The sequence below is a fragment of the Flavobacterium sp. AC105 genome (assembly GCF_979258495.1).
The window spans coordinates 523,701-546,414 of the sequence record NZ_OZ409860.1; the positions used below are offsets into that span (position 1 = coordinate 523,701).

The 22,714-nt window shown below is 35.2% G+C and carries 17 protein-coding genes; 5 read left to right on the forward strand and 12 right to left on the reverse strand.

Annotated features, from left to right (window positions below; all coding sequences use genetic code 11):
- The first annotated feature begins 266 nt into the window (after nucleotides 1-266).
- The 3 genes from ACZ0AH_RS02120 (at nucleotide 267) to ACZ0AH_RS02130 (ending at nucleotide 3,786) form a co-directional block, all read left to right on the forward strand.
- On the forward strand, nucleotides 267-932 hold the full coding sequence (locus tag ACZ0AH_RS02120) for a succinate dehydrogenase cytochrome b subunit (RefSeq protein WP_463474250.1): 666 nt from the start codon (nucleotides 267-269) through the stop codon (nucleotides 930-932).
- A gap of 11 nt (nucleotides 933-943) precedes the next feature.
- Nucleotides 944-2,944, forward strand: coding sequence for a fumarate reductase/succinate dehydrogenase flavoprotein subunit (locus ACZ0AH_RS02125; protein WP_463474251.1), 2,001 nt, complete (start codon nucleotides 944-946; stop codon nucleotides 2,942-2,944).
- A 95-nt stretch (nucleotides 2,945-3,039) separates the two neighbouring features.
- Entirely contained in the window at nucleotides 3,040-3,786 is a 747-nt protein-coding gene (locus ACZ0AH_RS02130) for a succinate dehydrogenase/fumarate reductase iron-sulfur subunit (protein ID WP_035617551.1), read from the forward strand.
- Between the two features lie 306 nt (nucleotides 3,787-4,092).
- Here the strand turns inward: ACZ0AH_RS02130 and ACZ0AH_RS02135 are convergent, their stop codons facing one another.
- The 3 genes from ACZ0AH_RS02135 to ACZ0AH_RS02145 all read right to left on the reverse strand — a co-directional run bounded on the left by ACZ0AH_RS02135 (nucleotide 4,093) and on the right by ACZ0AH_RS02145 (nucleotide 7,806).
- A complete protein-coding gene (locus ACZ0AH_RS02135; RefSeq protein WP_463474252.1) occupies nucleotides 4,093-4,671 on the reverse strand; it encodes a DUF2335 domain-containing protein in 579 nt (192 codons plus the stop codon).
- Between the two features lie 7 nt (nucleotides 4,672-4,678).
- On the reverse strand, nucleotides 4,679-4,918 hold the full coding sequence (locus tag ACZ0AH_RS02140) for a hypothetical protein (RefSeq protein ID WP_463474253.1): 240 nt from the start codon (nucleotides 4,916-4,918) through the stop codon (nucleotides 4,679-4,681).
- Nucleotides 4,919-5,502: 584 nt separating this feature from the next.
- Nucleotides 5,503-7,806 carry a family 20 glycosylhydrolase gene (locus ACZ0AH_RS02145; protein ID WP_463474254.1) on the reverse strand — a complete coding sequence of 768 codons (2,304 nt, stop codon included), beginning with the start codon at nucleotides 7,804-7,806 and terminating at the stop codon, nucleotides 5,503-5,505.
- A 190-nt stretch (nucleotides 7,807-7,996) separates the two neighbouring features.
- Between ACZ0AH_RS02145 and ACZ0AH_RS02150 the strand changes: the two genes are divergently transcribed.
- Nucleotides 7,997-8,776: a DeoR/GlpR family DNA-binding transcription regulator gene (locus ACZ0AH_RS02150; protein WP_463474255.1), complete on the forward strand. Its 780-nt coding sequence runs from the start codon at nucleotides 7,997-7,999 to the stop codon at nucleotides 8,774-8,776.
- Nucleotides 8,777-8,935: 159 nt separating this feature from the next.
- Here the strand turns inward: ACZ0AH_RS02150 and ACZ0AH_RS02155 are convergent, their stop codons facing one another.
- From ACZ0AH_RS02155 to ACZ0AH_RS02190, 8 genes are all read right to left on the reverse strand, one after another.
- Nucleotides 8,936-10,006 (reverse strand): dipeptidase, encoded by a 1,071-nt coding sequence (locus tag ACZ0AH_RS02155; protein WP_463474256.1) that lies wholly within the window; start codon nucleotides 10,004-10,006, stop codon nucleotides 8,936-8,938.
- Nucleotides 10,007-10,126: 120 nt separating this feature from the next.
- Complete coding sequence (locus ACZ0AH_RS02160) at nucleotides 10,127-11,242, reverse strand: D-TA family PLP-dependent enzyme (protein ID WP_463474257.1); 1,116 nt, start codon at nucleotides 11,240-11,242, stop codon at nucleotides 10,127-10,129.
- A gap of 4 nt (nucleotides 11,243-11,246) precedes the next feature.
- On the reverse strand, nucleotides 11,247-11,894 hold the full coding sequence (locus ACZ0AH_RS02165) for a bifunctional 4-hydroxy-2-oxoglutarate aldolase/2-dehydro-3-deoxy-phosphogluconate aldolase (protein WP_463474258.1): 648 nt from the start codon (nucleotides 11,892-11,894) through the stop codon (nucleotides 11,247-11,249).
- Between the two features lie 9 nt (nucleotides 11,895-11,903).
- Nucleotides 11,904-12,932 (reverse strand): PfkB family carbohydrate kinase, encoded by a 1,029-nt coding sequence (locus ACZ0AH_RS02170; protein ID WP_463474259.1) that lies wholly within the window; start codon nucleotides 12,930-12,932, stop codon nucleotides 11,904-11,906.
- A 208-nt stretch (nucleotides 12,933-13,140) separates the two neighbouring features.
- Nucleotides 13,141-13,608 carry a RidA family protein gene (locus tag ACZ0AH_RS02175; protein WP_041518541.1) on the reverse strand — a complete coding sequence of 156 codons (468 nt, stop codon included), beginning with the start codon at nucleotides 13,606-13,608 and terminating at the stop codon, nucleotides 13,141-13,143.
- A 4-nt stretch (nucleotides 13,609-13,612) separates the two neighbouring features.
- Complete coding sequence (locus ACZ0AH_RS02180; RefSeq protein ID WP_463474260.1) at nucleotides 13,613-14,932, reverse strand: GntP family permease; 1,320 nt, start codon at nucleotides 14,930-14,932, stop codon at nucleotides 13,613-13,615.
- A gap of 300 nt (nucleotides 14,933-15,232) precedes the next feature.
- Nucleotides 15,233-16,762 (reverse strand): SusD/RagB family nutrient-binding outer membrane lipoprotein, encoded by a 1,530-nt coding sequence (locus ACZ0AH_RS02185; RefSeq protein WP_463474261.1) that lies wholly within the window; start codon nucleotides 16,760-16,762, stop codon nucleotides 15,233-15,235.
- 11 nt (nucleotides 16,763-16,773) lie between these two features.
- A complete protein-coding gene (locus tag ACZ0AH_RS02190) occupies nucleotides 16,774-19,929 on the reverse strand; it encodes a SusC/RagA family TonB-linked outer membrane protein (RefSeq protein WP_463474262.1) in 3,156 nt (1,051 codons plus the stop codon).
- A gap of 233 nt (nucleotides 19,930-20,162) precedes the next feature.
- Here ACZ0AH_RS02190 and ACZ0AH_RS02195 point away from each other — a divergent pair, with 233 nt between their 5' ends.
- The gene (locus ACZ0AH_RS02195; RefSeq protein WP_463474263.1) at nucleotides 20,163-20,930 is read left to right on the forward strand and encodes an amidohydrolase; all 768 of its coding nucleotides are present in this window, start codon (nucleotides 20,163-20,165) and stop codon (nucleotides 20,928-20,930) included.
- Here ACZ0AH_RS02195 and ACZ0AH_RS02200 read toward each other — a convergent pair.
- Nucleotides 20,927-22,615 (reverse strand): Ig-like domain-containing domain, encoded by a 1,689-nt coding sequence (locus ACZ0AH_RS02200; RefSeq protein ID WP_463474264.1) that lies wholly within the window; start codon nucleotides 22,613-22,615, stop codon nucleotides 20,927-20,929. The genes ACZ0AH_RS02195 and ACZ0AH_RS02200 overlap by 4 nt on opposite strands.
- Nucleotides 22,616-22,714: the final 99 nt, after the last annotated feature.

Genomic DNA, 22,714 nt, shown 5'->3' on the forward strand with positions numbered 1-22,714 from the left:
TTTAAAGCAATAAATTCCATTTGAGGCTTACTTTTGAGGAAAATAAATTAAAAAGCAGTAAAAAATAACAATTTGGTAATTATATTAAAACCAGGATTTCGTTAAAAAGCCACTTGAAAAAATTCTATTTTATTGTTTTTAAATAATTTGCAATAATATTGTCCAAAGCTCTTTAAAATCATTATAAATAACAACGAAATGGTTGTAGTTCATGTCTAATTGCTTTATTTTTGTCTAATTTTTTAAAACAAACTACTTAAACACTTATGGCACAATCTGCACTATTGAATGCTTCCATCTTAAAGAAAGTGGCTATGGCTCTTTCGGGAATATTCTTAATCACGTTTTTAGCGCTGCATGTTACCTTAAATTTCATTTCTATTCTTAGTGAAAATGTTTTTAACGAAGCTTCTCACTTTATGGGTTACAATCCGCTAATTCAATATGTAATGCAACCTGTTTTGGCAATCGGAGTAATTTTCCATTTCGTAATGGGATTTGTACTGACTGCACAAAATACCGCTGCAAGACCAATTGCTTATGCAAAATACAACGGAGCGGCCAACGCTTCATGGAGTTCCAGAAATATGATTATTTCAGGATTGGTTATTTTGGCTTTCTTAGGATTGCATTTCTATGATTTTTGGTTTCCAGAGGTTACCTATAAATATATTGCAGGAACTGCGCCGGATGCAACACGATATTACGGAGAACTAGTAGAAAAGTTTCACAGCCCGGTTCGTACAGGATTATACTGTGTGTCTTTTGTTTTATTAGGATTTCACCTTTGGCACGGATTCGGTTCATCTCTTCAATCCATGGGGATGCACAATAAATATTCAAGATTTTTAAGTAAAGTAGGTTACTGGTTTGCAGTTGTAGTACCAGCCGCTTTCATAATTATCGCATTATTTCATCATTTCAATAATTAATATAAATTATAATGGCATTAGATTCAAAAATTCCACACGGCCCAATATCGGACAAATGGACAGATTATAAAGATCATATTAATTTAGTAAACCCTGCAAACAAACGTAATTTAGATATTATCATTGTTGGTACAGGTTTGGCTGGAGGTTCAGCTGCGGCTACTTTGGCTGAGCAGGGATATAACGTAAAAGCTTTCTGCTTTCAGGATTCACCAAGACGTGCGCACTCTATTGCAGCACAAGGTGGTATCAATGCAGCAAAAAATTATAAAGGTGATGGTGACTCGGTTTACAGATTATTTTATGATACTGTAAAAGGGGGTGACTACCGTGCACGTGAAGCAAACGTTCACCGTTTAGCAGAAGTTTCTGCTAATATTATTGACCAGTGTGTGGCTCAAGGAGTTCCATTGGCTCGTGAATATGGTGGACTTTTAGATAACCGTTCTTTTGGAGGAACTTTGGTTTCCCGTACTTTTTACGCACAAGGACAAACCGGACAACAATTATTGTTAGGAGCTTATTCTGCAATGAACCGTCAGATTGGTCGTGGAAAAATAAAAATGTACAACCGTCACGAAATGCTTGATATTGTTATCGTAAACGGAAAAGCGAGAGGTATTATCGCTCGTAATTTAATTACAGGAGAAATAGAAAGACATTCTGCTCACGCGGTAGTAGTTGGTTCCGGAGGATACGGAAACGTATTTTTCTTGTCAACAAATGCTATGGGAAGTAACGCAACAGCAGCTTGGAAAATTCATAAAAAAGGAGCGTTTTTCGCGAATCCTTGTTACACACAAATTCACCCAACTTGTATTCCGGTTTCTGGAGATCATCAGTCAAAACTGACTTTGATGTCTGAATCTTTGCGTAATGACGGTCGTATTTGGGTTCCTGCAAAATTAGAAGATGCTCAGGCAATTCGTGAAGGAAAGAAAAAAGCAACCGATTTATCTGAAGCAGAAAGAGATTATTTCTTGGAAAGAAGATATCCTGCTTTTGGTAACTTAGTGCCTCGTGACGTAGCATCTCGTGCTGCAAAAGAAAGATGTGATGCTGGTTTTGGAGTTAACAAAACGGGTGAAGCTGTTTACTTAGACTTTGCTGCAGCGATCAAACGTTACGGAACCGAAGAAGCTTTCGTAAAAGGTTTAGATGCTAACAATGCTGCTTTGGTAACTAAATTAGGAGCTGAAATCGTGAAAAGTAAATACGGAAACTTATTCCAGATGTATTACAAAATCGTTGACGAGGATCCTTATACAACACCAATGATGATTTACCCTGCAGTTCACTATACAATGGGTGGAACCTGGGTTGATTATAATTTAATGACTACAATTCCGGGATGTTTCTCAATTGGAGAATCTAACTTCTCTGATCACGGAGCAAACAGACTTGGAGCTTCTGCTTTGATGCAAGGTTTAGCCGATGGATATTTCGTATTACCTTATACTATTGGAGATTATTTAGCTCCGGATATTAAAATGGGAGAAATTTCTACAGATTTACCAGAATTCGTCGCAGCAGAAAAAGAAGTAAAAGATCAAATCGACAGATTTATCAATAATAAAGGAACTCATTCTGTAGATTATTTCCATAAGAAATTAGGAAAAATCATGTGGGATAAAGTGGGTATGGCTCGTAATGCTAAAGGTTTAGCCGAAGCTATTGAAGAAATTGCCGCTTTACGTGAAGAGTTTTATAAAGATGTAAAAGTTCCTGGAAGCGCAAACGAATTTAATCAGGAATTAGAGAAAGCGACACGTGTTGCCGATTTCTTAGAGTTAGGAGAATTGTTCGCCAAAGATGCATTGCACCGTAATGAATCTTGTGGAGGTCACTTCCGTGAAGAATACCAAACAGAAGAAGGAGAAGCACTTCGTGATGACGAAAACTTTGCATATGTTGCAGCCTGGGAATACAAAGGAAAACCAAGTGATGCCGTATTACACAAAGAACCTCTGGTTTACGAAAACATTAAATTAGTTCAAAGAAGCTACAAATAAGAATTTGGTCGAAAGCCCAAAGTCTTAAAGTCCAAAGGCAAAATGTGTCAAACGACTTTCGACTTTCGACTTTATGACTTTCAAACTAAAACAGTATGAAACTTACATTAAAAATATGGCGTCAGAAAAACGCCCAAGATAAAGGGGGAATTGTTGATTACCCAATCGACGGAATCGAACCAGATATGTCTTTCCTTGAAATGCTTGATGTTCTTAACGAACAATTAATCAACAAAGGTGAAGAGCCAGTAGCATTTGATCACGATTGTCGTGAAGGAATTTGCGGAATGTGTTCATTATTCATCAACGGAGAAGCGCACGGACCAGACAGAGGAGTAACAACTTGTCAATTACACATGCGTATGTTTAAAGATGGTGATACGATTTTTATCGAGCCATTTAGAGCAAAAGCATTCCCTGTAATTAAAGATTTAGTGGTTGACAGAAGTTCTTTTGACAGAATTCAACATGCTGGTGGATTTATCTCGGTAAACACTTCGGGAAATACTATTGATGCCAATACAATCCCGATAAACAAACATGATGCAGATAAGTCATTTGATGCTGCTGCTTGTATTGGTTGTGGAGCGTGTGTTGCAACTTGTAAAAACTCATCGGCAATGTTATTCGTTGCTGCAAAAGTTTCTCAATATGCTTTATTACCACAAGGTAAAATCGAAGCGGTTGATCGTGTTTTAAACATGGTGCACCAAATGGATCACGAAGGTTTTGGTAACTGTACTAACACTGGAGCTTGTGAAGTAGAATGTCCTAAAGGAATTTCTCTTGAAAATATCGCACGTATGAACCGTGAGTATTTATCAGCAAGCTTAAAAGGATAATCTAAAAAACATTTTTAGTTTTTAAATAAAAAAAGGATCAGTTTTAGCTGATCCTTTTTTATGCTTTTATTCGTAATACAATTGCGAAGCACTTATTTCTTGTTTTTCCTTTCCTTCCTGCTGGATAAACAACTTAAAGTAGTTCCGCCAATTTGGTCAAAATAACTGATATTGAATTTATGAAAACCCTTTTTCAAGTTTTGTAACTCCGTACGCTTCGTTGAGGCAATTCTTCAAAAGTCTAAAACATAAGTGGCCGGAATTTCTTCCGGCCACAACTGCTACTTGTTGAGATTTTTTTTATTTTTATTCATCTTCATCCTGACGATTTTTGTCATGATTAGATTTTGAATTGCTTCTTTTGCCGAGTACAAAAATGGTAGCTAAACCAAGTATTGTGCTACTTCCAATAATTCCAGCCGGCCAATGATGACCTGTAATACCTAAATATGTGCTCGCAGAAAGAGCCATAATGCATAATATAAATCCAAATATTTGTCCACTCAAACTTTGATTCAATTGCGAAGAAATAGCCTTATTTTCTAATTTCATTCTATGGTCTTGTTGTTTTTCTGCCATAATCATAATTCTATCTGCTCCGTTTGGAATAACAGAATCATATTGAATTAGAGTTTCAGCAGGTGGAAGTGGCCCCGAGTGATGGCGTTCTATACTTAAAGTCATTTGACTAAATGTACGTAATAATTCACCTTCTTTTTTTTCATCTACCCCGTCAAAAATATTTGGATTAAGAGAAACTAATTCTTCTTTAATCTCTACAATTTCTGAGCTAAGTAACTCTTCATTATCTGACTTATTTTCCAAAGGAGAATAGTGTTTTGTCGCTAATTCCCCTTTTCTTTTTTTATCTGTTTTTTTTGACATTGTTAATTTATTTCAGACAAAGCTTGCTATAGTTCTGCTTTTCAAATTTTTTCTTAGCTGTTCTAATATCGTCACCGACATTTTGCCAATCTGATGTTAAAGCTCTATTGTCCGCTTCTTGTTCTGTTTTTGAGGTGTTAAACTCATAATAATTACCAGGTAAATTTAACACAGAACCGATGCCTCTCATAAAATTACATTTAGAAAACAGATAATCAGTTTTATATTTCACCTTAGTTTCTTCCATAACATTTAAATTAAATTGGTTATTTTAAACCTAAAATTTTAAAACACTTCTTGATATTAATTTCAAAAAGCGTGCAAAAGTACTTATAATTTACTACATAATTAAAATTACATAAAATTTAATAAATCAAACAATAATTAAGTAATGATTAACTTTAAATAATAAATTATAGAATCCATAATTAGATGCATATAAGCGATTTAGTGTACATCTGATTAAGAACTCGACGAAGTTATATTATTTTTTTCATAAAGTCAATAGCTTTTTTTTTAAAACACTAATTAAAATATTAATTGTTTTTAGTATATTATTGGGTACTATTTTTATTTTAAATTTAATGACAGCGTAAATTTACATCTAATAAAACTCTTTAAAATATATTTTAATGCCTAATTTCAGTACTTTCAGGAACTAATAATAATCCAATTTTTTAATAAAAAAACGCGGACTTTTTCACATTGGTCTTGTTGTAATTTAGCTAAGGTGTTAAATACTTCTCCTTATTCATCCTAATTTATGAACGACTCTTATAATGAACTGCTTTATCGACTAGTAAAGAGTTTTGTCGGAACCTTTTTTATGTCCTATTTGTAATACAATTGCGAAGCACTTATTTCTTGTTTTTCTTTTCCTTCCTGCTGGATAAAACAACTTAAAGTAGTTCCGCCAATCTGGTCAAAATAACTGATGTTGATTTTATGAAAACCTTTTTCGAGTTTTACAGCTCCGTAAGCTTCATTGAGCCAATGAACGCCATCATTATTTACAATTAATTCATCATCGATAAAAAGCTTCGATCCGTCATCTGAAAGCGTCGAAATGGTATAATTTGCCGTTTCCGAAATATAGATATATCCGTCAAATTTTAAGCCGATATAACGCTCTGTTTTGGTTTTCCATTTTTCACTGCTTATCGCGCCTTCAAAAATACCTGAATTTACAGGTTTTACAAATTCTAAATCCTGAACTTGTTGAAATAATATTCCGGTATAATAATTAAATTTCAAACCTTTTTTAGTTGGTTTTATGGCTAAAGCCGATTTTAAATCCGGATTTCTAACTACTATTTTACTGATAGAACTTCTTCGTCCGCTTTCGCTAATCTGAACTGTTTTGATAATTCTGTATTCTCCTTTCGGAATATTTATAGTAACAGGCTTTTCGTAAAGTTCGGCAGTTTCATCCGGATTATAACTGTCAATCGTGTAGAAAATCTTCCCGTTTTTGATGGTTGGCTTTAAATCCAAAACATATTTTGATGCAATTAAAGCGGTTTCGGTCGAGCCGAAAGGAATTGGAACTTTGTACAATCTTTTTTGTGCTTCCAATTTCTCTAAATGATGTGGAATTTGGTTCAAAATAAAATGATTGTAGTTTTTGTTTTGAGGTTCTGTCCAGGCAATTTCGGCTAAAGCAAAAAGTCTCGGATAAAGCATATAATTCAATTTCGCCGGACTTGTTAGATATTCTGACCAAAGATTCGATTGCACGCCCATAATATATTTTTGTTCCTCAACCGTTAAACTGTCAACCGGAGTTGGGTTGTAATTGTAGATTTTTTCCACCGTGGTTAATCTCCCAATCGTTAAAGGTTCTTGCGGCGAATATCCCTGATTGTAATCCAAATAAAGCACTTGTTCCGGATTCATGATTACATTGTGTTTTTGTCTGGCGGCGCTAATTCCGCCCGCTTCACCTCGCCATGACATTACGGCTGCATTTGGAGCGAGTCCGCCTTCTAGCATTTCATCCCAACCTAAAATTTGTCTTCCGTTTGCATTCAGGAATTTCTCAATTCGGGTTGTCAGGTAACTTTGTAATTCATGTTCGTTTTTCAGGCCTAAATCTTTGATTCTTTTTTGGCAATTCGGACATTCTTTCCATCTTGTTTTTGGGCATTCATCTCCGCCAATATGAATATATTTGCTCGGAAACAAAGCCATAACTTCCGTCAGAACATCTTCTAGAAAAGTAAAAGTTTCTTCTTTTCCGGCACAGAAAATATCTTCAAAAACGCCCCAACTTTCAACAACCTTATAAGGACGATCCGGAAAACAGGATAAATAAGGATAAGCGGTAACTGCCGCAGTTGCATGACCGGGCATTTCGATTTCCGGAATAATGTTTACATAATGTTCTTCTGCAAATTTTACGACGTCCTTGATTTCTTCCTGCGAATAAAATCCTCCGTACGGATTTCCGTCAAAAAAATAGGGTGATCTTTCAAATTTATTCCCCACTAAAGTCTGCGCTCTTTTAGAACCAACTTCGGTCAACTTCGGATACTTTTTTATCTCAATTCTCCATCCCTGATCGTCTGTTAAATGCCAATGAAAGTTGTTTAATTTATAGTTGGACATTTGTGCGATAAAATCTTTTATAACATCAATAGGGAAAAAATGGCGGCAAACATCGAGGTGAAGCCCGCGGTAGCTGTATCTGGGAGCATCTTCGATGGTTACGCAAGGCAATTTTATTTCTTGATTTTCAAATTTGTTCGGCAAAAGCTGTAATAAACTCTGAACAGCATAAAATAATCCTTCTTCACTTCCGGTAACGGTGATTTTTTTAGCTGTAATATTGATTTTGTACGCCTCTTTTTTTGACGAAATTGACGGATTTTGAGCAACAAACAAAACTTCGACAGAACTCTTTTTTGAAGATATATTTTTATTAATCGCCGATTCAAAAATTTGTGCTGTTTTAAATTCTTTAGCACTAAATTTATTATTCTCAAAAACAACTTTTATTTTTCCGCTTAAACGAATACTGTCGCCAGTCGCCTTGTATGAATTTGGAGCAGGAATAATCGAATTATTTCCAGAAGAAGTTTGTGCATTTCCAAAGGAATAACAAAATATTAAAAAGAGAAATATACTTTTTTGCATGGTTACTTTCTGGGTTCGTTAAACAAAATTATAGTTTATTGGGTAATTTGCATTTTTTTTGCAATGCGTGATTGTGTTTAAATGTCTTTAAAATAGCTGAATTAACTTTTTTATTACATTGTGTTATAATTTGTTTCGCAATAATATTGCATTTATTGTTTACATTTGCTTTCAACAAAAATGAATTTGCATGAATAATGATAATGAAGTGGTAAATTACACTAAGGAAGAACGTAAAAATCTTATTTTAAAAGAGATTAATTTGCATACCCGTGTAAGTTTCGAAACGCTTTCGGCCAAATTATTTGTTTCAGAAGATACGGTGAGACGTGATATTAATGAACTTGAATCAGAATCTTTATTGATTAAGGTAAAAGGCGGTGCGATGACAAAAGCATATCACCATTCTTCGACTAATAATCAAACTTATGCAGGCGAATCAAAACAAATTATTGCGCAAAAAACGCTGGGTTTACTTCATGACGGAATGGTTTTATTAATTGGCGGCGGAACTACAATTCGTGAGTTCATCCGTTTGATTCCTGATGATTTAAATCTGACTATTTTTACTGTGACCGTTTTATCGGCGGTTGAACTTCTGGACAAACCAAACGTTAAAATTATCATGATTGGCGGCAGCATTTCGTCTTACAGCCAAATGTGTGTGAGCGGCGATGTCTATAATCAATTGGCCAATATCAAAGTTGATTTATTAATATTAGGAACCAACGCTTTAGATATCGAAGGCGGATTCTCAGATTCTGACTGGGAAACCGTTCAGGTAAAAAAAGCAATGATTCAGGCTTCTGAAAAAACAGCGATTCTGACTATTTCTGAAAAACTCGACACGGTTCTGAAAATGAAAATTGCCAACTTATCGGAGGTTGATTACGTTGTCACGGAAGTTGATCCAAACGACGAAAAATTACAATCGTATAAGAAGGCAGTTCCCCGTTTAGTTTTTCTTTAAAAAGTTTGCCACGAATTTCTCGAATTATTTTGATTGTACAGATCAAAAAATCTGTATAAATCTGTGGCTAATTTCTAAGTAATCTCAAAATAAAAATTAGAGAAAATTAGAGAAATTCGTGGCGAAAAAACAATTTTGATATTCCTTGCCGAATATTATCTAATCCCAATTCTTCATTAAAAAATTAATCCAGTTTTGATGGAAGATTTTATTCAAATCTTCATCAGAATAACCATTTTTTTTGAAAATCAAAACCAATTTTTGCAAATCAGCAATCGTATCTAAATCATACGGAGATTGTTCTGTACCAAAAGCGCCGTCAAGATCAGAACCAATACCAATATGATTCGCGTTTCCGGCCAATTGACAAATATGGTCCATGTGTTTGAAAACAGTTTCTAAATTGCAATTGGTACCTTTTGGAGTCGAAACGCCTCTTTCCCAATCCGGAACCAACATCCACGCATCTAAAGCTCCGCCAATAACGGCACCTCTCGAAATTAAAGCCTGAATCATTTCGTCGCTATATTGACGATTATGATCAACCAGACTTCTGCAATTGTTATGACTTGCCCAAACAGGTCCGTTATAATGATCTAAAGCCTGCCAAAAAGCATCATCGCATAAATGAGTTGCATCCAGAATGATATTCAAACGTTCCATTTCTTTCAATAAATCCAGACCGTTTTGATTCATTTTTCCCGTTGCGTCCGTTCCGTTTGCGTAACGTCCAGGACCGTAATGTGCAGGACCAATGGCGCGTAATCCGTAATTATATGCTTTTTCTAAATACGAAACATCAATAATGGAATCTGCACCTTCTAAACTCAAAATATAACCAATAGGTTTTTTATCGTTTGGCGTTCCGTCGTTCCATAAATCAATTTGTTTGAGCAATGAATTTTTATCAGTAATTGCAGTTATTTCGCCGGCTTCTTCCATCGCTTTGTACCACGCCAATTGTCCTTGCGTTTGCGCCCAGGCTTGTTCAGGAGAATTCCAACCCGGAATAATGCTGTCCGGTTTTACAAATCTTGCAATTTGAGTGGCAACAACAATTCCGATATTGCCGCGTCGTAAATCCGGAAAAGAAACCGTTGCGCGTTCGCGATCCGGCTTATCCGTCATTCCTTTTTCGAGTTGGCGCAAAGTAGGAACGTCATTTCTTAAATCTCGGTTCCATTCCATTGCATTCATGCTCAGGTCTAAATGGGCATCTATTATAAACATAGTATTTTTTTTAATGCACAAAGGTTCAGAGGTTCTCTACAAGTGTTATTATGAGATCTATTCTCTTTCTTCTTCGCTCTATTTTCTATTCTTTTTATCTTTATTCTCCTTTTTCTGCTGCTAGATATTAATTTTTCTGCTTCGGGCAGCAACTTGCCATTCATCGCAAATTTCATGTGCTGCATTTACAACCTGAACTGAATCATAAAGTGCGCAAGTTGGGCAAACATGATAAGGCAGGGCATAAATTTTGTCGCCAATTGCATATTCGTTCTTTCCTTGGTTTTCTATAATTAAATGTTCTTCTGAATGTGCGATCGGAATTAGATTTTCATCATTTAAAATCACTAATCTTTTATCGATTGGATTTTCAGAAGCTACTGCTTTATATCCAATATCAATACAAAATGTATCGTTTGTTGGTTTTGAAATTATGGTTCCAACAATAACCAGCGCAGGTTCAAAATTTTGTTCCGGTAAATGAATTTCATAATTAGAATCCCAGAAAACAAAAGTTCCCGGACTGCATTCTACATTTTTTTCAGACGCATAAAACGAGAAAGTGTTCGAACCGCCTGCGACAATTTTTAACTGGTAATCTAAATTTTGCTCGATTTCTTTAATCTTCTCATTTATACTAAAAAAATGATTCGAAGCTGAACTAACTCTGTGTTCTTCATCGCCTTTTAAATGTCCGTCGTAAATGTGGATTCCTTCAAAATGAAGATTTTTCAGGTGAATAATAGCAATGATCAAGGCACTCCAATTTTCAGAAATTGAAATTCCGGTTCTATTCATTCCCGTATTCAGATCGAGATAAACGTTTAGAATTACATTATTTTTTTGTGCAATTTCGTTTAAGGCTTTCGCCGATTCAAAATTGTCAACAATGGTCGAAAATTTTGTGTTTGGATATTTTTGAATCAATGAAATCCATCTTTCTTTTTTTATTCCAACGGGCTGATAGGCGAGAAGTATATCTGGAATTTCATGCATTGCACCAAGTTCAGCTTCGGCAATTGTGGCGCATTTTATTTTATGGATGTTGTAAGTTTTAAACAAATCCAGGATCTCACCAATTTTATGCGTCTTGATGTGCGGCCTTAATTTTTGAGTTTCGCCGTTTACAGATTCTATCAAACGCTCGATATTGGACTGAATACGATCTTCGTAAACTGCCAAAAATGGAGTGTCAACGCGGATTTCGGAATTAATTTTCCACCAATTGTCTTGCATAATTTTAGTTTCTGGTTTTTTCTACAACTTCAATTAAATTTTGAAAAGCCTGAAGCGATTGCTCGTAATTTAAACTCAAAAGCATTTCTTTCGAAAATAAATTAGAACCAATTCCCACACAAACTACGCCAGATTTAAACCAGGATTTAAGGTTGCTTTCTTCAAGAGTTACACCTCCTGTTGGCATAATTTTCAAATTCGGAAACGGTGCTCTAATAGCTTTTACATATCCTGGACCGCCAATTTTATCAGCTGGAAAAAGCTTTACAATTTCGGCACCTAATTTGTTGGCGTAAAGGACTTCGTTTAAAGTCGCTGCACCCGGAATCCAGTAAATATTATTTTTAAAACAATAATTTCCTATTTCCAGATCAGTGTGCGGGCAAACAATACAATCTGCTCCCAATTGATGAAACGTTTGGGCGTCATCAACACTTAAAATTGATCCAACGGCTATTTTTACATCTAAATTATTTGCTTTTTTAAATTCGATCATTTGGCTAAAAACTTCTTTAGCATCACTTGCGCGAGCAGCAAACTCGATAATTTTTATGCCAGCATCAGCCGCTGATTGCAATACGATTCGGGCTGTTTCAATGTTGATTTGGGTTACTAACGGAAGTACACCTTGCGTTTTTAGAATGCTGTACATATTCTTATTTTATCTATTAATTCTATTACTTGAGCCATTTTTTATGAAATGACTTATTTCGTTCAAATTGGTTATGGCAAAATCCCCGTGAATACTTTGTTTGATTACGCCGCATGCAGTTGCCCATTCGATGCATTCCTGTCCGGATAATTTATTCGATAATCCGTATAATAATCCTGCGTTGAAAGCATCTCCGGAACCAATTTGATCGGTTACAACATGTATTTTGTGTTCCTGAGTTTGGTAGAAATTGCTTTCATGAATCAATAATCCTTTGTATAAATGCGCCGGGCCATCTGATTTTCTAAAACTCATGGCTAATGTTTTTAGAAAATGCATTTTTACTTTTAATAATTCGAATGTTTTCTGAAAACGATTTTCATCGGATTCTTTTGGATCGGTTTTTATTCCGAAATAAATTTCAATCGCATCAAGATCCGCAACAGTAATCGTGCTGTATTGAAGTAAATCCGGCATAATTTCAGAAGGATGTTTTCCGTATTGCCATAATTTTGATCGAAAGTTAAAATCAGAAGAAATCGAAATTCCTTTTTTATGCGCTGCAACAATTCCTTCTTTACAGACCAATCCTGCTTCATTAGAAACTCCGGGACTTATTCCGGACCAATGAAAATGCGTAACATCGGCTAAAGCCAAATCCCAATTAATCTGATCTTTCTGAATGGTTGCAAAAGATGAATTGCTTCGGTCATAAATAACCTGCGATTGCCTGATTTGATTTCCGGCTTCGACAAAATACAATCCCAAACGTTCTCCGCCATACACACATTTTGAAGTATTGACTTTGTATTTCTGAAGTTCGTTTAAGGCCAATTGTGCCAAATCATTTTCGGGTAATCGGGTAATATAATCGGTTTGAATGCCGAGTTGAGAAAGTAAAACACAAACATTTGCTTCGGCACCACCAACATGTATTTTTATTTCGTTGGCCTGCGTAAATCGATTTCCATCTGCAACATTCATCCGAAGTAATAATTCTCCGAAAGTTGCAATTCTAGTTTGTGGTGTTGTATTCATATTTTTTGTTTTTTGCCACTCCCGATAGCTATCGGGATTCACAGATTGAATGATTTATATACGTTGTGTTTAGTTTGCCACGAATTTCACGAATTTTCACTAATTCGTAGTGTGAAAAATAATTCGTGCTAATTCGTGAAATTCGCGGCTAAAAAATATCTGTGCAAACCTGTTTAATCCGTAAAATCTGTGGGCTAAATTCTTTAATCTAATATAATTCAAAAACAGCTTCAACTTCAACAGGAATATTATCTGGTAGAGATCCCATTCCTACGGCGCTTCTTACGCCAATTCCGTTTTCTTGTCCCCAGACTTCAGCGAATAATTCACTGCAGCCGTTTATAACATACGGATGTCTAAGGAAATCGCCATTGCAATTCACCATTCCAAGAACTTTTATAACACGTTTTACTTTATTCAGGCTTCCAAAATTGGTTACAATTGTAGAAAGCATTGTTAAGCCGACTTGTCTTGCTGCTAATTTTCCTTCTTCGATATCCATGTCATCGCCAATTCGGCCAATGATTAAAGATTTGTCGTCATTAACAGGCCCATGACCTGAAAGGTATAAATATTTACCATCAACTAAATAGGGTTTGTATATACCAAGCGGCTGAGGCGCCGGCGGAAGAGACAAACCAAGAGTTTCAAATTTTTCTTGTGGTAATAAATTCATGATATTAATGTATTATTGAGTTTAAAATAAAAACGAAAATGATTCCTAAAACAGATACTAGAGATTCCATGACGGTCCATGATTTGAACGTGTCTTTCAGGCTGATATTAAAATATTCTTTGAACATCCAAAAGCTTGGGTCGTTTACATGCGAACACATTAAACTTCCGGCTCCTACGGATAAAACCAATAAGTTAGGATCTAGTCCTGAGGTTTTTAACAAAGGTAACAAAACGCTGGCAGTCATTAATCCGGCTGCTGTTGCAGAACCTACACAAACGCGGATAATCGCGGCCATTATCCAGGCCAGTAAATACGGATGAATATTTGTTTGCGTTAATGAGGCTACTATGGTTTCGTTTACACCGCTTACGATCATGACTTCTTTTAATCCGCCGGCACCGCCAACAATTAAAACGATCAAAGCGACATCTTTTATCGCAACAGCGTAATCATCCATTACTGATGTGATGCTTCTGTTCATTCTGATTCCTAACGTATAGGTACAAATTAATAGAGAAATCAGCATAATCATACTTGGTTCTCCAACTGTTTTACAAATATTTATTAAAGTTTCATTTTTAGAAAGCATTGGTAATATGGATGTCAGCGTTAATCCGAAAACCGGAAATAAAGCAGAAAATAAACTAATAGAAAAACTGGGCTGTTTTCCTTCGTTTACGATTTCTTCAACATTTAAAATTTCATGATCCGATTCGGTTTTGATGTTTTTTAATAAATTCGAAAACAACAAACCTGCAATAAAAATAGTCGGAACAGCAATGATGATTCCGTACACTAAAACAAGTCCGATATCCGCATTTAAAATACTGCTCAAAGCCATTGGAGACGGATGTGGCGGCAAAAAACCGTGTGCTACTGAAAGCGACGCCAGCATTGGAATACCGAGATATACTTTTGAAAGCTTAAATTGATGGGCTACTGAGAAGATTAATGGAACTAACAAAACAAATCCTACACTATAAAACAGCGGTATCCCAACAATAAATCCAGTAATCATTAAGCCAAGGCGAACGTATTTTTTGCCCGTCCATCCCATAACAGTTTTGGCGATGACATTTGCAGCTCCTGATGAAACGGTCAATTTACCAATACAGGTTCCGAAAACGATAATCAGCGTAATAGATCCTAACATTTCGCCCAAACCTTTTTGCACGGTTTGTGACAAAGTGGCTATTGGCAGGCCTAAAAACAAACCTGCTAATAAAGCTGTTATGATAAACGCAATAAACGGATTGATTTTAAACCAAGCGATTTGAAGGATTAAAAATGCAATGCATGCCGTAAGAATTAATATGCTCATTTATTTTTTTAATTAAAAATTGAGAATTAAAAATTAAAAATCTTTAAAACTTGTTCTATGTGTTTAAATTAATTAATTCAAGTTGCGGGTTAATAAATGTAGTCTCTATGGGACAAAAAATGGCACAAATAAATTGATTTCTACCAATATGTAATCTCTCCGAGATATTTTTAATTACTCCGTTAGGAGTTAAATGTTGGTAGAATCAACGAAGGACATACCTATAAAATATCCCGTAGGGATTATACTTTTTATTTATTTAAACCAGCAACTTGAATTAATTACAGAAAACATGTACTATTATTTATCCCACCAGATTTTTGTTGTGAAAGTGTCTTCGCCCTGGCGTTTGATCGCTTCAGCTAAGTTAGTTGAATTCACTGAATATTCTGAAGTTGGATATTTGAAACGTCTTGGAATTGTGCCATTTGTAACGTTTCCCGGAAAATTTACAGGAATTAAAACAGGATATCCGGTTCTTCTCCAGTTGGCATAAACTTCTTGTTCGTCTACAAATAATGCAATGTAAACCTGAGTGTGAATCTGATTCATTTTTGATTCAAAAGATCCGGCAGCGTTAAACGGATTTGCCGTTAAATAAGGCGTTGCATCTGCTATTGTATAACCGGCACCGTAAACTCCCATGTTTAAGAAAGATGCTTTTACACCTTTTTCATATAAATCTTTATCTGTTTCATTCGTATACCAGCCTCTTGCAGCAGCTTCGGCTAAATATAAATTTGTTTCGGCATTGCTTATCAATACAAGCGGCGCATCATATTTAAAAACAGTACTTTGGTTGGGCTCAGAATAAGTTCCTTGTTCTGCAGCGGTTGGGGCAATTTTAGTTCCGTTAGGGAAACCTTTTTGAACCGCTAAACTTGTGTTCTGAACCGTTCCCTGCCAAACTCCTGCATAAACACTAATTCTTGGATCGCCGGTAGCTTTTAATAAATCGATAAATGTTTTACCTAATTTTCCGCCTTCAACATTCTTCTGACCGAATGATCCTGCTGTGAAATCCTGTTTTCTTGAATCAAATCCAGAAGGATTTCGGTTAAAATCATTTGGTCCGTCCGTATATTTTATGATCGCATTGTCAGTTCCGTCAAGGATTACACCGCCCGAAATTGCTTTTGTAACCCAGGTTTTTGATAATGCAGGATCAACTTTGCTTAGACGTAATCCCAAACGAAGCATTAAGGAATAAGAGAATTTTTTCCATTTTGCAACATCTCCGTCGTAAATAAAATCGGCTTTGCCAAAACTTGGTTTCGCAGGATCTAATGCTGTTGCAGCTTCATCAAGTTCTTTTAATAAATCTTTATAGATGAATTCCTGACTATCATATTTTGGAAGAAAAATTTGGGAACTGTTTGCTTTTGCAGCTTCTGAGTACGGAATATCGCCATACAAATCAGTAATTCTGTGGTACAAATAAGCTTTCCAGATTCTTGCAATATTTAGTTTATTGCTATCGTTGGGCGTGTTTTTTACTGCATCAATTACAATTTCGGTTTCATTTAAAGCCGTTGGATATGCCTGATTGAAATAAACGGAATAATAAACTTCATTACTCAAATATTTATCTCCGGCTCCTGAAGCTTCTTTATAAGTAGCATAATGCTGTAACATTCCGCCGCACTCCAGGATATTAGTTGCAAAATAATTATTGTTTAATCCGTCAAGTTGTGCTTTGCTAAAAATAAAATTCGGATTTGGCTTATCAACAACATTCGGGTTTGTATTGATTTCTTCAAAATCTTTTGTACAGGATGCCATACCTGCTAAAAGTATTCCTGATATATATAAAATGGTTATCTTTTTCATGTCTTTTAATTTTAGAATTTAACGTTTAAACTTAAACCGAAACTTCTGGTTTTTGGCAATCCAAATTGTTCTACACCCTGAGCATTTCCTGCACTAAATACAGATTCAGGATCTACGTTTGGAGTTTTCTTGTAAAGAATGAATAAGTTTCTGGTTACAAATGAAACAGAAGCTCCCTGAAGTACTGATAATCCTTTTATTTTTTCAATAGGCAATTCATATCCAATAATTACTTGTCTTAGTTTTACGAAACTTGCATCATAAACAAATGTCGAAGAGATGTTTCTTAAACCATCATAATACGTTCTAAGGTTTTCCGGCGCAATAACCATATCAACAGGATTTCCGTTTGTGTCAACACCTTTAATTGGTAAACCAGTTTCGCGGCCGTCAAGGGTAAGTTTTGTCAATCCCATACGGGTTCCGTATAAATTAGTTCCGGAATATAAGCTTCCGCCAAATTTACCGTCAATCAAAAAGCTGAACGATACATTTTTATATTTAAATTCATTGCTGATTCCAGCTCCCCAAGGGTGAACTCCCTGACCTAATTCTTCAAGCGGACCTTGCGCAATTGTTGCAGAACCACCGCTTACATTATAAACTGTATTTCCGTTTGCATCAACACGAGGTTTATATCCTTTTATGATACTGTACGGGCGGCCAACATCACTTGTAATTGTTACATATCCGTTTACAGAAGTTGCCATTGTAATAGAGTTTAACTGATCTGTAAGTGCTTCAACTGTGTTTTTATTATAAGATCCGTTGAAAGTTGCATCCCATGAAAAGTTTTTATTGTTGATGATTTTTCCTGTAAGTAAAAGCTCAACACCTTTATTTCTCATTTTTCCAAGATTCAATAAAGCTGTATTTGCTCCCGAAGCAGTAGAAATTGTAGTTTCGACAATATCATTTGTAGTTTCACGGTTATAGTAAGCAAAATCAACATTCAATCGATTGTTGAAAAATCCTAAATCTGTTCCAACTTCAAAAGTGGTAGAAGTCAACGGGCTTAAAGTCGCATTAGGAACTCTTGTACTTGTTGGACTTTGTAATTGCTGACCATTATGTCCGCCCTGAATCATTGAATAAGATTGATTTAATGCGTAAGGATCAGGAGTTGCGCCACCAACTTGTGCCCAGGAAGTTCTAAGTTTTGCAAATGAAATAAATTGGGGCATTGTAATCATATCCGAAACAATTAAACTTGTTCCTACAGAGGGATAAAACACAGTGTTATTTTCTGCGGATAAAGTCGAAAACCAATCCTGACGGCCTGTAAAGTTTAAGAAAACAATATTTTTATAATCTAAATCAACAGCACTGTAAACCGAATTTGTTTTTGTTTTTCCGTAAGGATAACTATATGTCAAAGTCGATAAATTGCTCAAAGCATAGAAATCATCCAAAACAAAATTTGATCCTTCAACTTTAGTTTCATCTCTTAACGTTGTTCTTGAGTTAACCCCAACCAAAGCATTTAAAGAGAAATTTCCGTAAATGTTTTTCTTCGTATAATTAAGAATAGCTTCTGAGTTTAGGTTTGATAATTTCATTCTTGAACCTTGCGCATATCCAACCGGATTGTTCAAAGTTGTTTTTGGGATGTATCCAAAGAAATCATAATCGGTATAATCCTGACCAATTCTACCCTGAAGGAATAAATCATGCGTAAAATTCAATTTCACGTTTACCATTCCGATAAAGCGATTTTTTGTATCGTGGTTTTTAATTTTATTGACCACAAAATAAGGGTTTGTAGCAACGGCAACCGGGTTCCATGCTTCCTCAACACCATTTGCATCATAACCCGGGGCAAGATTTCTGATGTCAACAGTATTCGCAATCATGTAAGTTCCCCAGTTGGCATTTGCTTCAGCATCAGAAACGGTAGGTCTGTTATCTGCTTTTTCTAAATTATATTGCGTTACAACATCAAACTTTAACCAGTCTGTTACATTCACATTTCCGGCAATATTCAACGTTTTGCGATTAAAACCAGAGTTAGGCAAAATACTTTCATTCTCCAGGTTTGAAAACGAAAGACGTCCGGTTGCTTTTTCAGTTCCGCCAGACAAAGCAATCGAATTGATAAAAGTAGTTCCCGTTTGGTAGAAATTTTTAATATTGTCCTTTTGCGCTACATAAGGTCTTGCAACACCATCAAACTGAACCACATTCGTTCCGTCCATTTTTGCTCCCCAAGACCAGCGTCCGTCAGCAATAGCTTCAGCTTGTGTCGTTGGTTTTTTTCCGTTTGCTCCTGAACCATATTCATATTGCCAATCCGGAATAATCGAAGGGGTTTCAAAAGTAAATGAAGTATTGTATTCAACACCAATTCCTTGTTGCGCAGCACCTCTTTTTGTCTGAATCAAAATCACTCCATTTGCAGCATTTGCACCATAAAGCGCGGCAGCCGTTCCTCCTTTAAGAACCGTAATGGTTTTAATATCGTCAGGATTTATAACAGAAGTTCCGTCGCCTCGGTCCACATTAATTCTCGTTGATCCAACTCCATTTCCAATTCCCGGTAAATTTAATTGCGTATTATCAATAGGCAAATCATTTACCACATACATAGGCTGGTTGTTTCCGTTTAACGAACCATTTCCACGAATTACGACCCTGCTCGAACCGTTTGGTCCCGTTGCTGTACTGCTCACGTTTACACCGGCAATTTTTCCAACTAATGCATTTGCGATATTGGTTTCTTTCGCTTTTGTAAATTCTGTTCCTTTAAGTTCAGTTACAGCGTATGCAATAGATTTAGTGCTTTTTTTAACCCCAAGTGCCGTTACTACAACCTGCTCCAAAACATTTTCCGCAGGTTTTAATCTAATAACTAAACTTGTAGTTTTAATTAAAGCAAAAGATAACGTTTCGTAACCCATGTACGTTACAATAATGTGGGCTTCATTTTCGGGAACATTTAATTTAAATTTTCCGTTTTCATCAGATATTGTTGCAATTTTAGTATTGCTTTCTGCATAAATTGTAGCTCCGGCAATTGGCATTCCGTCATCCTGACCTAATATCTGACCTGAAATTTCGACCTGATTGCTTGCTTGTTCAAAAAGATGCTTTTTTATTGCAATCTCTTTGGCGTTTGCGGAGAAGATGATTCCTCCGATAAACACTAATGAAATTAGCTTTGTCTTCATAATTTTTTTGGTTAGTTGTTTTTTGGTTTTTTTATAGATGACCAAATATATATATTAATTCGAAACACTTGCATATTTTTTGCATAAAATGCATATTTTTTGCAATATTTTTTATCCAAATATTTTTAATAACCAAAAGATGTGTGATTTCTCGGGCTGTTTTGAGAAAATTTTGCAGAATGTGTTTTTTTATTGCAAAATTAAATTTGGCTGAAAATTCGTATTTTTGAATTATGAAAATCGCACTTATACAATCAGATCTTTATTGGGAAGACGCTTCCAAAAACAGAAAAAGCTTTGAATCGAAGATAAATCAAATCGATTCTGAGGTAAATTTGATCGTTCTTCCGGAAATGTTTTCGACCGGATTTACCATGAATGCTTCAGAAGTTGCTGAAACGATGCAAGGTGAAACAATTTTGTGGATGCTATCTATGGCAAAACTCAAAAATGCTGCCCTTACGGGAAGTGTGATTATTATTGAAGATGAAAAATATTATAACAGAATGTTATTTGTTTTTCCGTCAGGAGAAATTCAGTATTATGACAAACGCCATTTGTTTTCGTTAGCCGGCGAAGATAAATTTTATACAAGCGGAACCCAAAAAGTAATTGTTGATTATTTGGGTTGGAAGATTTGTCTCCAGGTTTGTTACGATTTAAGATTTCCGGTTTTTGCCAGAAATGTCGAAAATTATGACGTACTTATTTATGTTGCCAATTGGCCAAAAGTCAGAACAAATGCTTGGAGTATTCTGCTAAAAGCAAGGGCTGTAGAAAATCTGAGTTACGTTGTTGGAGTAAACCGAATAGGTTTGGATGCGAACAATTATGAACATATTGGACATTCGCAAGTGGTTGATTATTTAGGGAATTTTATTCTGGAACCGCAAGAAACCGAAGCTGTTTTTATAGTCGAATTAGATAAAAACGCCATGTTAGAAACACGAAAAAAACTCGATTTCCTGAGTGATAAAGATCTTTTTGAAATTAAAATCTAGAAGGCTTTATTCTTTTTCACGTCTTGTTTTTTCTTTTTGTCAGCTTCTTTTTTCTCCACCTCGGGATTAAAAGGAATGCTTAAATCTATAGTTTCATCAACATCCCAATTCGATCGCACATCTATTTCTTTCTGGTAGTAAAATACTTCTTCAGAATAGGTTTTGCTCAGGAAATTTCCGGAGTCATATATCTTATTTTTATTGTCGTCGTATATGACTCTTAAAGTAAATAATTCAGGCAGCAACAAATCGAAGGTAAGTTTTGTATTGCCCTCAGAATATGCATCGGCAAGAACGACATCTCCTTTTTTATTGGTTATTTCAACGATTATCGGAAAGCGTTTTACGTTTTTTAAATTCAAGACTAAATTTCCATAATCTTCTAATTCCTTAGTCGTTAATTTATAGGCTAAAGTATCATTTGTCTGCTCATAAAAATCAGTTAAAGCGCCCGGTAAAAATTGAAAATGATATTTTTGCAAAGGCTCTTTTTTGAAATCAACATACATCTTTTGATTGAATTCATCATATTCTGTAGTAAAATCTACAGCAACAGAATCTTTATTGATCAATTTAATTTTTGATTTGTCAAATTTTACTAAAGGCGTTGCAGTTTCTAATGTAAAACGATCCCTGAAATTTAAAGTTCCGCTCTGTAAAGCCGTTATATTTAAAGTGTCTTTCTTTTGATCTTTAATCTTAAAAGAAAACTTTTTATCATAATTTTCCTTGCTGACTTCCATCGACAATGAATCTGCTTTTATGGGTTTAAACCAAACTTGCAGTGAATCTTTTTTAGGAAACGATGTTACAATGGTTTCCAGAACTTCATTATTATGTTTAAGGACAATTTTAGGTCTCGAAAGCTTAAAATTCTGTTTTCCTTCATACGGAAGATACACTCTGTTTCCGGAAGCCTGAATAGGTTTCAATGCTTTTAGCGGAAGCGCTTCTTTAAACAATTCCAACTCAAATAAAGTATCATTTGGAACCGTAATATAATGTTTTAGAAAACCAATTTTATCTTCTTTTGGGTTGAATTTATTATTGGATCCTTTGTCTTTCATGGCTACCAAAAGATATTTTCCTGCTTTTAAATTCTCTAGTTTAAAAGTTCTTAAACTGTCTAAAGTGTTCGTAATATATCTTGGATATTCCTTATAAATAACAGAATCCTTAAATTTGTCATTTACTTCATAAAGCATTACCGATACAAAATTGTCAACATTTTTCTCGTAAGCATCCCTGACAACTCCGCCTATAGAAAGCGAATCAATATAAGGTCCTGTCGAGAAAATATATTTAAATTGATTCATCGCATTTCCTTCATTATTATCCGCGATACTCTGGCCAAAATTAAAACTGTAAGTTGTATTAGGCTGTAAAGTATCTTTGATTTTTATAGTAAGGATTTTAGTTGCGTTTGTTGGCGTGATTACAGGCTGAATTTTCATTGGCGGCGAAATAATCAGCTGTTTGTTGAGGTTTTTTAGCTTTACATATTCATCAAATGTCAAAACAATTTGATCACCTTTAAAATCTGTGCTGAAATTTTTAGGAGAACTCGATCTCAAAACCGGAGCTAGCGTATCTTTTAACCCGCCGGTAATGCTGCCTCTTTTAGCGCAGCTCATCATTAAAAATACCAGTAAAAATGAAATATATTTGACGTTGTTTTTCAACATAACAGTTTTGAATTTGATTGCACAAAATAACGATTATATTTGCTTTAATCGAAATATTTTATCCATTTATTAGGATTTAGAGCTTTAATCTTTTGCTCT